At 39.2% G+C, this 14,190-nt stretch carries 12 protein-coding genes; 11 read left to right on the forward strand and 1 reads right to left on the reverse strand.

Going from position 1 to position 14,190, the window contains the following annotated elements:
* The first annotated feature begins 11 nt into the window (after positions 1-11).
* The 3 genes from lhgD (at position 12) to RCG21_RS07190 (ending at position 3,329) form a co-directional block, all read left to right on the forward strand.
* Positions 12-1,229, forward strand: a complete 1,218-nt coding sequence (gene lhgD, locus RCG21_RS07180; protein ID WP_308913031.1) for an L-2-hydroxyglutarate dehydrogenase — start codon at positions 12-14, stop codon at positions 1,227-1,229.
* Between the two features lie 305 nt (positions 1,230-1,534).
* On the forward strand, positions 1,535-2,473 hold the full coding sequence (gene glaH / locus RCG21_RS07185; protein ID WP_133337356.1) for a glutarate dioxygenase GlaH: 939 nt from the start codon (positions 1,535-1,537) through the stop codon (positions 2,471-2,473).
* 400 nt (positions 2,474-2,873) lie between these two features.
* Positions 2,874-3,329, forward strand: coding sequence for an N-acetyltransferase (locus tag RCG21_RS07190; RefSeq protein ID WP_133337354.1), 456 nt, complete (start codon positions 2,874-2,876; stop codon positions 3,327-3,329).
* 50 nt (positions 3,330-3,379) lie between these two features.
* Here the strand turns inward: RCG21_RS07190 and RCG21_RS07195 are convergent, their stop codons facing one another.
* On the reverse strand, positions 3,380-4,771 hold the full coding sequence (locus tag RCG21_RS07195) for a sigma-54 interaction domain-containing protein (RefSeq protein ID WP_133337352.1): 1,392 nt from the start codon (positions 4,769-4,771) through the stop codon (positions 3,380-3,382).
* A 215-nt stretch (positions 4,772-4,986) separates the two neighbouring features.
* Between RCG21_RS07195 and RCG21_RS07200 the strand changes: the two genes are divergently transcribed.
* The 8 genes from RCG21_RS07200 to argJ all read left to right on the forward strand — a co-directional run bounded on the left by RCG21_RS07200 (position 4,987) and on the right by argJ (position 14,178).
* A complete protein-coding gene (locus RCG21_RS07200) occupies positions 4,987-6,396 on the forward strand; it encodes an amino acid permease (RefSeq protein ID WP_268884122.1) in 1,410 nt (469 codons plus the stop codon).
* Positions 6,397-6,415: 19 nt separating this feature from the next.
* Complete coding sequence (gene gabT / locus RCG21_RS07205; protein ID WP_133337620.1) at positions 6,416-7,783, forward strand: 4-aminobutyrate--2-oxoglutarate transaminase; 1,368 nt, start codon at positions 6,416-6,418, stop codon at positions 7,781-7,783.
* A 57-nt stretch (positions 7,784-7,840) separates the two neighbouring features.
* Complete coding sequence (locus tag RCG21_RS07210; RefSeq protein WP_133337619.1) at positions 7,841-9,256, forward strand: NAD-dependent succinate-semialdehyde dehydrogenase; 1,416 nt, start codon at positions 7,841-7,843, stop codon at positions 9,254-9,256.
* 138 nt (positions 9,257-9,394) lie between these two features.
* A complete protein-coding gene (locus RCG21_RS07215; RefSeq protein ID WP_133337348.1) occupies positions 9,395-9,802 on the forward strand; it encodes a hypothetical protein in 408 nt (135 codons plus the stop codon).
* Entirely contained in the window at positions 9,802-11,070 is a 1,269-nt protein-coding gene (locus tag RCG21_RS07220; protein ID WP_308913032.1) for an ammonium transporter, read from the forward strand. Before RCG21_RS07215 ends, RCG21_RS07220 begins: the two co-directional genes overlap by 1 nt.
* A gap of 159 nt (positions 11,071-11,229) precedes the next feature.
* Complete coding sequence (locus tag RCG21_RS07225) at positions 11,230-11,664, forward strand: DUF4395 domain-containing protein (protein WP_026573485.1); 435 nt, start codon at positions 11,230-11,232, stop codon at positions 11,662-11,664.
* A gap of 213 nt (positions 11,665-11,877) precedes the next feature.
* Positions 11,878-12,915, forward strand: a complete 1,038-nt coding sequence (argC, locus tag RCG21_RS07230; protein ID WP_133337344.1) for an N-acetyl-gamma-glutamyl-phosphate reductase — start codon at positions 11,878-11,880, stop codon at positions 12,913-12,915.
* Between the two features lie 36 nt (positions 12,916-12,951).
* Positions 12,952-14,178, forward strand: coding sequence for a bifunctional ornithine acetyltransferase/N-acetylglutamate synthase (gene argJ / locus RCG21_RS07235; RefSeq protein ID WP_133337342.1), 1,227 nt, complete (start codon positions 12,952-12,954; stop codon positions 14,176-14,178).
* Positions 14,179-14,190 lie beyond the last annotated feature (12 nt).

Consider the following 14,190-nt stretch of genomic DNA (forward strand, 5'->3'; position numbering starts at 1 on the left):
GGGGATTAGCAATGTTTGATTTTGCGATTATTGGAGGGGGAATTGTTGGTCTATCAACAGGTATGGCCATTTATCAACGTTTTCCTGATGCAAGAGTGGTTGTAATTGAAAAGGAGGCCGCTGTTGCACAACATCAAACCGGGCATAATAGCGGGGTAATCCATTCTGGTATTTATTATAAGCCAGGCAGCTTTAAGGCTCGCTTTGCGCGCCAAGGAAGCCAATCGATGAGGGAATTCTGTGAAACGCATGGGATTGAACATGATATTTGTGGAAAAGTCATTGTTGCTACCAAACAGGAAGAAATTCATCTTCTAGAGAATCTACATAAACGGGGACTAGAAAACGGTTTGAATATACAGCGCATTGGATCCGATGAATTAAAAGAAATTGAACCCCATGTAAATGGAGTTGGTGCTATACGAGTACCGATGGCAGGGATCGTAAATTATCGCCAAGTCAGTGAGAAATTTGCTGAGATCATTAAAGCAAACGGCGGTGAGATTCAATTAAATACAAAAGTAGAAAAAATCCACGAGGAATCAGATCAAGTGACGATTGAAACCTCACGAGGCACAATTAAAGCAAATATGGTTATCAATTGTGCCGGACTGCACAGTGACCGTGTTGCTGAAGCTGCAGGCTATAAAACAGACATGAAAATTGTCCCGTTCCGTGGTGAATACTTTAAATTAAAACCGGAAAAACGCTACCTTGTAAAACACCTTATTTATCCTGTTCCTAATCCTAAATTCCCATTCTTGGGTGTTCATTTTACCAGGATGATATCCGGTGAAGTCGATGCAGGTCCTAATGCTGTATTAAGCTTTAAACGGGAAGGGTATAAAAAAACGGATTTTAACGCGAAAGACCTTGCCGAAGTTTTAAGTTACGGAGGGTTTTGGAAACTTGCTGGTAAATTTATGAAAGAAGGATTAGAAGAATATGTCCGTTCCTTTAGTAAAAAGCAATTTACCAAAAGTCTTCAAGAATTAATACCTGAAATTCAGGAAGATGATCTGATTCCGGCTCCGGCGGGTGTGCGTGCCCAGGCCTTAAAGTATGATGGGAATATGGTAGACGACTTCAATATTATTATGGGAAAACGCTCTATCCATGTATGTAATGCTCCATCGCCGGCAGCAACAGCTTCGATTGAGATTGGGAAAGAGATCGTAAGGCGGATTCCTGCAGAAACAAAAATAATAAAATCCGCTATAATCGTTTAAATATTAAAAAGAGTTTGACAAGTAAGTTTTTAAGGTTTATACTATAAGTAACTTATATTTATAGTATGCTTTCCTTTTGAAAACTACCATTTCAAATTCGGGAACAATTATAAATAATCGAAAACAGGAAAAATAATAACAGACTGCCTATTCGCTACGATTCTATTTCCGTAGAACGACCAAGTGAACCCAAGCCAGTTGCAAAAAAGTAAATTCCTTATTGTTTAGGAATCCTTTTGCAACTGGCTTTTTTATATTTCCTGTTTTTAAAATATTAAATTCATTAAAAATCGGAGGAATGAAAGATGAGTATTGCACAAAAAACATTTGCGAAATTTGAAAGGGTTACGGAAAACTATGAAGTAAAGGTTCATCCACAGACGAACCGTTTATACCACATTCAGCTGTCAAAAGATAGCATTGTTAAATTCCTTAATCGTGTAGCCCAGGAAAATTATTCTGTTCAGCACTTGGAATACACACCATATGCTCGTATTCTTGTAGCTTCCTATTTATTAGACCAGGTAGGAGAAGAGTTTGGTGAAATCCTTCGCGGCATTGTTCATGACAGGGAATCAGGTGGCTTTACCCTTGGTTTAGAAGGTGTCACCGAAAATACAGACGAATATGTTATTTTTGCAACAGCCATCTCTCATTTATTAGGAAGTCCTAACCATGATTCTATGTCAGGAAAATATTATGCACGGTTTAGCGTAAAGGATACAGATAGCAGTGATTCGTATTTGCGCCAAGCGTATCGTTTATTTACCCTCCATACGGATGGTACGTTTGTGGATGAACCTACCGATTGGTTATTAATGATGAAGATGGTGGAAGAAAATGCAGTTGGCGGGGAATCACGATTATTACATCTTGATGACTGGAAGGAGCTCGACTATTATACTAGCCATCCGTTAGCAAACTACAAATTTACCTATAAAGCACCAAGAAGTAAAAATGTCGACCAAGAGATTGAGCGCCTAACTTTTTTCAATTATAATAACAAACCTGGTATGTGTTTTATCGATCAATTTGTGTACCCTGAAACAATTGAACAAGCAAAATATCTTCGTGACTTGTCTGCCTCAATGGAAAATGACGAGAGTGTAACGGAGTTGGAACTTCCAGTTGGAGATCTTGTTGTTGTTAATAATATTTTCTGGCTTCATGGCCGTGCAGCGTTTGAAAAGAATCCAAACTTAAATCGGGAATTACTTCGTCAGCGCGGACGATTTAATCAATAAAAATCATTATTTTGTACCCAACCCCTTTGGGTAAATATACAGACAAATTCATTTTCCTGGACCTTTGTTCAGGAATTGAATTTGTCTTTTTTATTTAGCTGTGTTAAAGGACAATGTTGATTTCGAACGACGTTGATTGGAGCGGAAGGCACGAAGACTCCTGTGGGAGTACGGGACAGGGGAGACCCCGCAGGAGCGAAGCGACGAGGAGGCTCCCCGAACCGCCCACGGAAAGCGAAGTGCCTGGAGCGGAAATCAACAACCAAGTTTAACATAGCCTTTAAAGAAACATTTGTTGAAAAATAGAACACAATAATATATTGTATTTTTAAAATATTTTTATTGAGTAAAAATACATATAGTTGTATATTTATAATATTATTGCAAAAGGAGCAATCAGATGGATATTTATCATGCAGTTACCAGTGATGTAAAAGATATTTATAAATTAATTCAAATTTATGCGGAAAAAGAAATTGTATTGCCGCGTACGTACTTATCACTTTATCAGCACTTACAATGTTTATATGTTATGAAAGAGAATAATAAAATACTAGGTGTAGCTGGTTTACATGTTTTAGGTCAGGATCTTGCAGAGATTCGTTCTTTAGTTGTATCTCCGGAGCATGCCGGGAAGGGGATTGGCCGTAAACTGGTAAATCGCCTTGTAGAGGATGCACCTGAACTTGGAATTAGCCGTGTAATGTCCTTCACCTATGAAACTGAGTTTTTCAAAAAGTGCGGCTTTGAAATTGTGGCAAAGGAGACTTTGCCTGAAAAGGTTTGGGTGGATTGTATGAACTGCCCTAAGTTTAATTGCTGTGATGAAGTAGCCATGATCAAATATATCGGATAAACGAAACACCTCATTTAGAACGAATGAGGTGTTTTTCATAACTAGGTTTATTAGAAATTATCTAAGTCTTCTTTGTGTTTTTTTAGTTTACGAATAACCGATGGCTGGCTGATACCAAGATATTTAGCTATTTCATAAGTGGATTTACAATGCTTTTGAGCTTTTTCCAGCATCCATTTTTCCACCAGATCTAATACAGTTTTAAGATCCGTTTCTTCTGTTATCAGATTTTCAATTAGGGAGACATCCTCCTCGTGTGTGGATCCATCACCCAAAATGGAAGTGGGGAGTGAATGCTGACGAATAATGGGTTCTTCGGTAGTTAAAACAAGTCTTTCAAGTAAGTTCTCTAATTCCCGAACATTCCCAGGCCATTTATAATTAAGTAGTTTTTCAAATAAGGAAGGGTGTAATTTTTTCGCCGTTTTATATTTCTTGTTCATTAACTCGATATAATGGTTAATTAATAGAGAAATATCTTCCTTTCGATTGCGTAGGGGAGGTATGGGAAGAGGAATTACATTTAATCTATAATATAAATCAAGACGGAATTCCCCTTTTTGCACCATTTCTTCTAAATTTTTATTTGTAGCTGTTACTAACCTAAAATCAACATGCCGCTCTTTCGTTCCGCCCACTCGGATAAACTTTTTTTCTTGTAAAACCTTTAATAATTTTGCTTGGATAGACAAGGGTAGTTCACCGATTTCATCTAAAAATAGCGTCCCTTCATGGGCTTGTTCAATCAATCCTGGTTTCCCATTTTTTTGTGCGCCTGTAAAGGAACCGGATTCATAACCGAACATTTCCGATTCAAATAAACTTGCTGGGATGGTTGTGCAATTTACTTCGATAAAAGGCTTCTTATGCCGGTTGCTATAAGAATGCAGTTTTCGGGCTAGCATGCTTTTTCCAACTCCAGACTCTCCTAACATCAACACTGTAGCATCGGTAGGGGCTACCCTCTGGATGGTTTTCGCGATTTGCTGCATTTCCTTACTTCGATAGAGGATATCCTCTCTGCCCTTTAATTCCTCCATCTCGATTTGATACTCTTTTAACTTTCTTTCTAATTGTTCGTATTGAGCCTGAAGGCTGCTAATTTCCGTTCGGTCAAGAGCGTAACTAATAACGCGGATGATTTCCCCCTTATCATTGTAAATGGGATAAGCGGTCGACATGATGACTTTTCCTTTTTTTGTGTTTTGCATAATTTGAATGGGTTTTTGTTCTGTGAGTACTTTTGCTGTAATCGAGGGCGTTAAGATCCCTAGTTCCTGAAGTTCAAAAATAGATTTCCCAATGTATTCTTTTGGTCCGTCTTCATAAACCGTCCAATGCTCACTATTGGTATACAAAATAACCCCTTTTTCATCCGTGATGGTGATATTGTTATTGGAAGTTTTTACAATGGTCTCTAAAATAATTTCTGCTATCGACATGGGCGCTCCTTTTCTACCTTGTAATCTACTATAAATATAATTCAGAATCGAATTAATAATCAATAAGTGAATCAAAATAATCTACTTTTAATTCGAAAATGAATCGATTTTTTAAAAAAGTTCGACTTTTTTGTCTAAATTAAGGGAAATTACTGTTGGCACGGTAATTGCATTAAATATAGATGTATATCGATAAAATTGGGGGGGGATGTTTAGTGGGGATTCAAAATCATGAACTGAAACATGATCTGAAGACAAGGCATGTAACCATGATTTCGATTGGCGGTGTTATCGGTGCCGGCCTATTTATAGGAAGTGGAACGATGATTATGTCGGCAGGACCGGGTGCATTGATTTCTTATATCATTGCAGGATTAATGATTGTTCTAGTCATGCGGATGCTGGGAGAGATGGCAGTTGTAAACCCTGATAGTGGTTCGTTTGCTACTTACGCGCAGCAGGCCTTTGGTCCGTGGGCCGGGTATACGATTGGCTGGTTATACTGGTTCAATTGGGTGATTATTGTAGCGATTGAAGCAACCTTATTGGGAACGTTTGTTCACAATTGGATTCCTTCCATACCTGCGTGGGTGGCAAGTTTAGTCTTTCCTATTTTAATGACTGCTACGAATGTCTTCTCGGTTAAAGCCTATGGGGAGTTTGAATACTGGTTAGCTTTTATTAAGGTTTCTGCCATTATTATTTTTCTATGTGTAGGTACAGTAATCATTTTTGGTTGGTTTCCAGGAGTTAAAGCGACAGGGATTACCAGCCTGATGTCAGGTTCAGGCTTCTTCCCGCATGGATGGATGCCTGTACTACTAAGTGTCATCTTTATTACCTTCTCACTATCAGGGAGTGAGGTAGCAGCGATTGCAGCGGGAGAGTCCGAAAATCCGGAAAAGAATATTATTAAGGCGATCAATGCTGTAGTTTGGCGGCTTCTGCTTTTCTTTGTCGGTTCCGTAGCTATTTTAGTTATGATTATTCCGCAAAATGCCAAGGATTTGTTGCAATCACCTTATGCCAGTGTTTTCGATATGGCCGGTCTTCCCGCTGCTGCTCAAGTCATGAATGGAATTATTTTCATTTCGCTTCTTTCTGTTTTGAATTCCGGACTTTATACAAGTTCGCGGATGCTATACTCTCTATCAAAAAAGGGAACGGCGCCAAAATTCCTATCACGAGTCAGCAAAAGGGGGATTCCGCTTTGGGCCTTAGCTGTAAGCGTTATCTTTACCTATATATTCACAACGTTTAAATTTGTCTCGCCGAATGGATTGTTTGTATTTTTGGCTAATGCTTCTGGTGGTGTAACCATCGTGATGTATATTTTTATAGCCTTCTCCCATATACGCTTGAGATTAAGAGCAGAAAAAAATGATCCTAAGAAACTTAAAGTGAAAATGTGGTTATTTCCTCACTTAACCTATGCTACGATTATCGCCCTATTTATTATATTTGTTGCCCAAGCTTTTATCGATTCAATGCGTGAACAATTCTATCTTACTTCACTTCTTACGATCCTCGTAATTGGTTCTTACTTTCTTTTTTTTCGAAAAAAGGAGAAGGTCAAAAACCAGTCGGATATTGGATTTAATTCTGAAAAAATAGTAAATGATTAATTATTTTATGAACGAAAGGATGAGCATAATGAGTTTTGCAAAAATGAATACAAATTTACCAGGGGAAAAATCAAAAAGTTTAGTTGAAAGACGTGAAAATATCGTACCAAAAGGCGTGAGCTATGGGGTTCCGGCTTTTGCTGAATCAGCCGATGGGGCGCTGATCAAAGATGTGGATGGGAATACCTTTATTGATTTTGTTGGAGCAATCGGAGTACAAAACGTAGGACACAGTCATCCGAAAGTGAAACAAGCATTACATGAACAAGTGGATCAATTTATCCATACAGGTTTTAATGTAATGATGTTCGAATCCTATATTGAGCTTGCTGAAAAACTTGCTAGTCTCGCACCAGGGCAACATGAGAAGAAAGTACTTTTACAAAATAGCGGTGCAGAAGCGGTTGAAAATGCCGTGAAAATTGCACGAAAGTATACTAAAAGACAAGGGATTATTTCTTTTTCAAGGGGATATCACGGCCGGACCTTAATGACGATGACCATGACAAGTAAGGTTAAGCCTTATAAATTTGAATTTGGACCGTTTGCTCCTGAGGTTTATAGAGCGCCGTTTCCGTATATGTACAGACGCCCTGATGGGTTAACAGAAGAGCAGTATGAAGATTTTGTGCTTGAGGAATTTCGTAATTTCTTTGTAAGTGATGTGGCACCGGAATCAATTGCAGCCGTTGTGATGGAGCCGGTCCAAGGTGAAGGTGGATTTATTGTTCCTGGAAAACGCTTCGTACAGGGAGTCTCTCAATTGTGTAAAGAAAATGGAATTCTTTTTATCGCAGATGAGATTCAAACTGGATTTGCCCGTACCGGCCGTTACTTTGCTATTGAGCATTTCGATGTGGTTCCAGACCTGCTTACGGTATCAAAATCCATGGGAGCGGGCGTACCAATCAGCGGTGTGATTGGACGTAAAGAAATTATGGACGCAGCAGATCCAGGGGAACTTGGCGGAACCTATAGCGGCAGCCCATTGGGATGTAAAGCGGCCTTAGCTGTCTTGGATATTATTGAAGAAGAAGGGTTAAATCAGCGCGGGGAAGAAATCGGAAAAATCGTCATGGATAAGTTTAAGGTATTCTATGACAAATTTGATTGCATTGGTGATATAAGAGGACTTGGGGCCATGTGTGCCATTGAGATTGTAAAGGATCGGAAAACAAAAGAGCCGGCAAAAGATTTGACCAATCAGATTATTAAGGAAGCGAACAAACGAGGATTGTTAATCTTAAGCGCGGGTATATATAGCAATGTCCTTCGTCTGCTTATGCCGCTGGTCATTACCGATGAGCAATTGGCGGAAGGGTTAACCATTTTAGAGAATTCCATTGAGGCAGCGCTCGTTTCTTCTGGCAGCGTTAGTTTAGTATAAACGTATAATTTTTATGAGAAATAATAGAAAAGGAGAATTCTTATGAGCACACATTTAATGCAGATCAACGGGGAAAGTGTTGAAAGTGAAAGTAAGGAAATGATTAAGGTAATTAACCCCGCGAATAATCAGGTGATCGCAGAAGTTCCAAAAGGGGGAATGGTTGAAGCGAAAAAGGCGGTAGATGCAGCATTTGCCGCTTTTAAGGAATGGTCTGTTAAAACGGCTGAGGAACGCAGTCAATTATTAATGAAATGGTTTCAATTGATAGATGAAAATAAAGAAGAACTCGCACGGATTATGACAGAAGAGCAAGGGAAGCCCTTGAAAGAGGCGTTGGGTGAGATTATTAATGCGAACAGCTATGTTTCCTGGTATGCAGAAGAAGGAAAACGGATTTATGGCGAAACGATTCCATCCTCCCATCCGAATAAACGAATTCTTATTCAGAAACAACCGGTAGGTGTAGTTGCAGCGATTACACCATGGAATTTCCCTGCCTCGATGATTACTAGAAAGGTAGCACCTGCACTGGCAGCCGGTTGTACGGCTGTTATTAAGCCGGCCACTCAAACTCCGTTAACGGCCTTAAAGATGGTTGAGCTTGGACATTTGGCTGGAATTCCAAAAGGCGTGTTAAATGTCGTGACTGGAGATTCCCGGGCAATTGGTGATGCTTGGCTGCAAGATGAGCGCGTTCGTAAACTAACATTTACCGGTTCGACAGAGGTTGGTAAGATGCTAATGAAGGGTGCGGCAGATACCGTTAAGAAAATTTCTTTAGAATTAGGCGGTCATGCGCCGTTTATCGTGATGGATGATGCAAATATTGATAAGGCGGTTGAAGGGGTTGTTGGCTCGAAGTTCAGGAATGCCGGTCAAACTTGTATTTGTACGAATCGTATCTATGTTCATGAATCAATTGAAGCCGAATTTAATGAAAAATTCCGTGAAGCCGTTGCAAAATTAAAGATTGGAGATGGATTAGATCAAGGAACAGACATTGGTCCAATGATTGATTCACATGCAATTGATAAAGTAAAGGAACAAATTGATGATGCTCTTAGTAAGGGCGGGAAACTGCTTCAAGGCGGCAGCAGAGCTAATATTGCAGAGGGTTACTTTTTTGAGCCGACAATTATCACAAATGCTGGGGATGAAATGCTTTGTATGAAAGAGGAAACGTTTGGACCGCTGGCACCGGTGGCAACGTTTAAAACAGAAGAGGAAGTACTTGAGAGAGCGAATAATTCAATATACGGATTGGCTGCCTATGTTTATACGGAAAGCCTAAGCAGAGCGATTCGGATTAGTGAAAAGCTTGAGTATGGAATCGTCGGGCTAAATGATGCACTTCCAACGGTTGCACAGGCACCGTTCGGAGGATTTAAAGAAAGTGGTCTAGGACGCGAAGGCGGACATTACGGGATTGATGAATATCTCGAAGTAAAATATGTATCGATTGCGTTTTAAAATATTAATGCAAGGAACCTCATATATATAGGGGTTCTTTTTTTTATGGGAATAAAAAGGGGAGAACTAAATATTGACTAAAATTGAAATACTCAATATAATCAGAAAAAAGTAACATTTCATGTGAGGAGATATAACATGGACGTCATTGATGAATTATATCGCACTTTAGAATTTCAATTTGATCCCAAAGAATTAGTTCATATCTTGCAAGAAATAAAGATTTATAAGGAAAAAGAAATAGTTCAAATTAAAAACAAAATTATAAAGTACGAAGAAAAAAGAAGAACACATGAGGCTTGGTATCAATCATTACCAGCTATAAAAAAGTTTTTCACAGGACGTCCCCCCAGCCATCATCAAGCAGTTGAGTACCTTGTTAATGTGAAACAGCGATTAATGAACATAGAAGATATTAAGAGAAAAATTAATGATTTAGAGAGAATTATAGTTATGGTGCAAAACGAGGAGAAACAAGCTATTGTTCTTTCTCATAGTGTTATAGAGGAACTTAAAAGCTATAAAGGAATAGGGGGACAATCGTAATGACAATACATGCCATTCATACAGGTCTTGATACGATCTGGGTTGTTCTGACTGCAGCCATGATTTTATTAATGGAAGGCGGATTTGCTCTGCTTGAAGCAGGCTTTGTTCGCTCGAAAAACAGTGTGAATATTATTATGAAGGTATTTGCCGATATTACGATTGGTACACTTTGTTATTACTTAGTCGGCTTTGCACTTATGTATGGTTCAGACCTTTTGGGTGTAATTGGTACGGATGGATTCATGTTAAAAGGGAATTTTACCCATTTAAAATTATCTATTTCGACGGATACCTTTTGGCTTTTTCAAGGTGCTTTTGTTATCGCAGTTATTTCCATTGTTTCTGGTGCTGTAGCGGAGAGAATTAATTTCCGTGCCTATCTTTTATATGTCCTATTGATGACGATGTTCATCTACCCCATTGCCGGGCATTGGGTGTGGGGAGGCGGCTGGTTAGGGAAATTGGGGATGGAAGATTTTGCAGGCTCAGCCGTTATACATGCGTTGGGAGGATTCTCGGCATTAGCCGCAGCCATTTTAATCGGACCAAGGAAAGGTAAATTTACGTCAAAAAACTCCTCGTCCATTGCTTTGCCTAGCAACCTGCCTCTTGCTTCAGTAGGAGCATTTTTATTATGGTTCGGCTGGTTTGGATTTAATGCTGGAAGTACACTGACAGCTACTGATGTGAGAATAGGTCACATCGCGATTGTAACCATGTTATCAGCTGCTGCAGGCGGAGCAACCGCATTAATCTATACTTTATTCCGATACGGTCGCTCGGATGCCCCGTCTGTCATTAATGCCTCCCTCGCCGGGCTTGTGGGAATAACAGCTGGCTGTGCCTTTGTAAGCGACCAGTCATCCATCTTAATAGGGGCAATTTCTGGTTTGTTGATGATGGGTGCGACGAATTGGTTGGAAGCAAAGCGGATCGATGACCCAGTTGGCGCATTTCCAGTGCATGCTGTTTCTGGTGTATGGGGAACAATTGCTGTCGGTCTTTTCGCAACAAAAGGGGGCCTTTTAGAAGGAGGGGGCTGGCATTTATTATTGATTCAGTTGTTAGGATTAATCATATTATGCGGATGGGGATTCCTGCTTACATGGGCAGGTTTAAAGCTCATCAATAAATGGGTACCAATTCGAGCCTCAAATGATGAAGAAGATCTTGGTCTGGATATAAGTTACCATGGTATCATGGCAACCCATACATCCCCTGAGTTCCTCCAAGTGAATGATTATTTAAATAGAAATGAAGATTAAAGGTAAAAATGAAAAAATCGTTAAAGCTCCAAGCTTTAACGATTTTTTTATTCGCCTCTCTAAAAAGTGGAAAGTTTATTGTGTGTACAAAACGAGATAAAATGGATAAAATATTAGTAATATTAAACCGATAAATCCAATAAGAAAGGTTAGATTAAATTGTCAAAATCTATCCGCTCTATACCACGACCGCTTGTCAGGACAAATCAATCGGTCATTGTTATATGTTCTGTTTTAACATTATTTTCGGGCCAAGAATGGTTTTTACTGATACCATTTATATCTGGTCTCCTTGGACTGTTTTTTGGGTTTAATCCCATTATGCAGATTGCAAAGAGATTTTTGCGTAAAGAGCCAAAGGCTTACATTCCTGAAGATTGGGATCAACAGCAATTTAACCAAAAAATTGCCGTTATATGTTTAGGATTAAGCTTCATAGGCTTTATTACAGGATGGAATACAGTCGGTTATGTATTTACTATTCTTGTTGCAATAGCAGCTTTCGTTGCAATATTAGGATTTTGTATTGGATGCTTCATCCATTATCAATGGAAAATGTACTCTTATAGAAGAAACAAAAACCACTCTAATTAGAAAAGAGAAAGCAGAATCCTGCAAACTGTGGGCGTTCTGCTTTTTTATTTGTATAAAAAATGTATAATCTAACAAGGAAAAATGAAAGCGTTTTCAGTATATTTTTATTAAAATTTCAATTAAAACTGATAATTTAGTACTTTTGATATTGAATAATTATTAATCTGTAAGTATAATAATTCATTAAGAAGACGAATTCGGGAGATGAAAAGATTGAAGGTTGCGATTATCGGTGGAACGGGATACGGGGCAATTGAATTAATCAGATTAATTAATAAACATCCATATTTAGAAATTGGTACCGTTGTATCTAACTCGCAAGCAGGTACCCAATTTAGTGAAGCATATCCGCACTTGTTGAATATAGTAGATTTATCGCTCGAAACATTTGACCCAAGTGAATTAAGCAAAAATAATGAAATGGTTTTTCTTGCAACTCCTTCAGGTGTAAGTAAGGACATGGTTCCGCAGCTTTTAAAAGCCGGAATCAAATGCGTAGACTTATCCGGTGACTTCCGACTAAGGTCTACTGTTGAATACGAATCGTGGTATAAACATTCACCCGCAGATGAAAATTATTTAAATCAGGCTGTCTATGGACTTAGTGAAATTTACACAGAAAATATAAAGAATGCTAATCTGCTTTCCAATCCGGGGTGCTACCCAACGGCAGCTACACTTGGGCTTTTACCAATTTTGAAAACAAGTTTAGCAGATTATAAGTCTATTATCATTGATGCAAAATCGGGGGTATCTGGAGCAGGAAGAGGGCTTTCATTAACCTCACACTACGGAGAAATAAATGAAAACATAAGGGCCTATAAACTTGGAGCCCATCAACATATACCGGAAATTGAGCAAACTCTTAGTGATGAAGCGCAAACACCGATCACAATCTCCTTTACAACTCACTTAGTGCCCATGACAAGAGGAATCATGTGTACGACTTATATAAACTTAAAGGATAATATTTCAACTGAAGAAGTGCATGAATTATATGATGAATTTTATAAAAATAAGCCGTTTGTAAGGGTAAGACCAATAGGTAACCTTCCTTCAACTAAAGAGGTCCTTGGCAGTAATTATTGTGACATCGGGTTGCATGTTGATCCACGGACCGCCCGTCTAACCATTATTTCGGTGATTGATAACCTAGTAAAAGGGGCTGCAGGGCAAGCAATTCAAAATGCAAACATTATGAACGGTTGGGATGAACAGACTGGGCTTAGCGATATTCCAATGTATCCATAGAACATTATTTTTGGGAAGCACAGGAGGGAAAACTTGATGCAAGCAATTTCTAATCATAAAGTGGTTGTCTTAAAAGAAAAAGGCGTTACCTTACCAAAGGGATTTAACGCAGGCGGGATGAATTGCGGGATTAAAAAGGGAAAACTGGACTTAGGCTATATCGTTTCGGAAGTTCCCGCTACAGCGGCCGGGGTATATACAACAAACATCTTTCAGGCAGCGCCGTTAGTCGTTACACAAGAAAGCATTGCGAAAGAACATAAAATTCAGGCTGTGCTTGTGAATTCTGGTAATGCCAATGCTTGCACAGGGGAACAGGGACTAAAAGATGCCTCCACAATGCAAAAGGCTTTTGCCAATGAATTGGGAATACCTGAACACCTTGTTGCTGTAACTGCAACGGGCGTAATCGGAGAATTGCTTCCAATGGAAAAAATCAATCCGGGAATCGGCCAAATTTTACAGGCAGAAAATGAGGCTGAAGAAAACTTTATACAAGCGATTTTAACAACAGATACGGCTGTGAAGCATATTGCGGTCCAAACTCAAATTGACGGGAAAACAGTCAGTATTGGCGGAGCTGCAAAGGGCTCGGGAATGATACATCCAAACATGGCAACCATGCTTGGTTTTATTACAACTGATGCAAATATAGCCCATGAGGATCTTCTTTTTGCCCTTAAAGAGGTGACAAATCAAACCTTTAATATGATTACCGTTGATGGGGATACAAGTACAAATGATATGGTGTTGGTTATGGCCAACGGACTTGCAGAAAACAATCTACTAACTAAAGATCATCCTGATTGGGATGGATTTGTAACGGGTTTAAAAATCGTTTCCGAGGAGCTGGCTAAAAAGATTGCCCGTGATGGTGAAGGAGCAACAAAATTAATCGAGGTAACCGTTGAAGGAGCACAAAATCAGAAGGATGCAAGCATAGTCGGGAAATCTATTATTTCTTCCAGTCTGGTTAAAACGGCTATCTTTGGAACGGACGCAAACTGGGGCAGAATTGTTACGGCGATTGGTTATAGTGGTGTGCAAATTCAGCCTAATGCCATCAAGGTAGCGATTGGGCCTTACCAAGTGTTTGAAAATGGCTTGCCTTGTCCATTCGATGAAGCGGAAGTTAAAAACTATTTAGAGCAGGAAACCATCAAAATTTTTGTTGAATTAAATCTAGGAAATCACAGTGCTACAGCCTGGGGATGCGATTTAACCTATGATTATGTCAAAATCAATGGATCCTATCGCACATAGAGGAGGGGCACA

The organism is Bacillus salipaludis, assembly GCF_030938565.1.
Lineage (GTDB): Bacteria > Bacillota > Bacilli > Bacillales > Cytobacillaceae > Neobacillus > Neobacillus salipaludis_A.

What these genes read in the sequence shown, in the direction of transcription:
- lhgD (WP_308913031.1), top strand. Translation starts at nt 12, where the DNA reads ATGTTTGATTTTGCGATTATTGGAGGGGGAATTGTTGGTCTATCAACA.
- glaH (WP_133337356.1), top strand. Translation starts at nt 1,535, where the DNA reads ATGAGTATTGCACAAAAAACATTTGCGAAATTTGAAAGGGTTACGGAA.
- RCG21_RS07190 (WP_133337354.1), top strand. Translation starts at nt 2,874, where the DNA reads ATGGATATTTATCATGCAGTTACCAGTGATGTAAAAGATATTTATAAA.
- RCG21_RS07195 (WP_133337352.1), bottom strand. Translation starts at nt 4,771, where the DNA reads ATGTCGATAGCAGAAATTATTTTAGAGACCATTGTAAAAACTTCCAAT.
- gabT (WP_133337620.1), top strand. Translation starts at nt 6,416, where the DNA reads ATGAGCATAATGAGTTTTGCAAAAATGAATACAAATTTACCAGGGGAA.
- RCG21_RS07210 (WP_133337619.1), top strand. Translation starts at nt 7,841, where the DNA reads ATGCAGATCAACGGGGAAAGTGTTGAAAGTGAAAGTAAGGAAATGATT.
- RCG21_RS07215 (WP_133337348.1), top strand. Translation starts at nt 9,395, where the DNA reads ATGGACGTCATTGATGAATTATATCGCACTTTAGAATTTCAATTTGAT.
- RCG21_RS07220 (WP_308913032.1), top strand. Translation starts at nt 9,802, where the DNA reads ATGACAATACATGCCATTCATACAGGTCTTGATACGATCTGGGTTGTT.
- argJ (WP_133337342.1), top strand. Translation starts at nt 12,952, where the DNA reads ATGCAAGCAATTTCTAATCATAAAGTGGTTGTCTTAAAAGAAAAAGGC.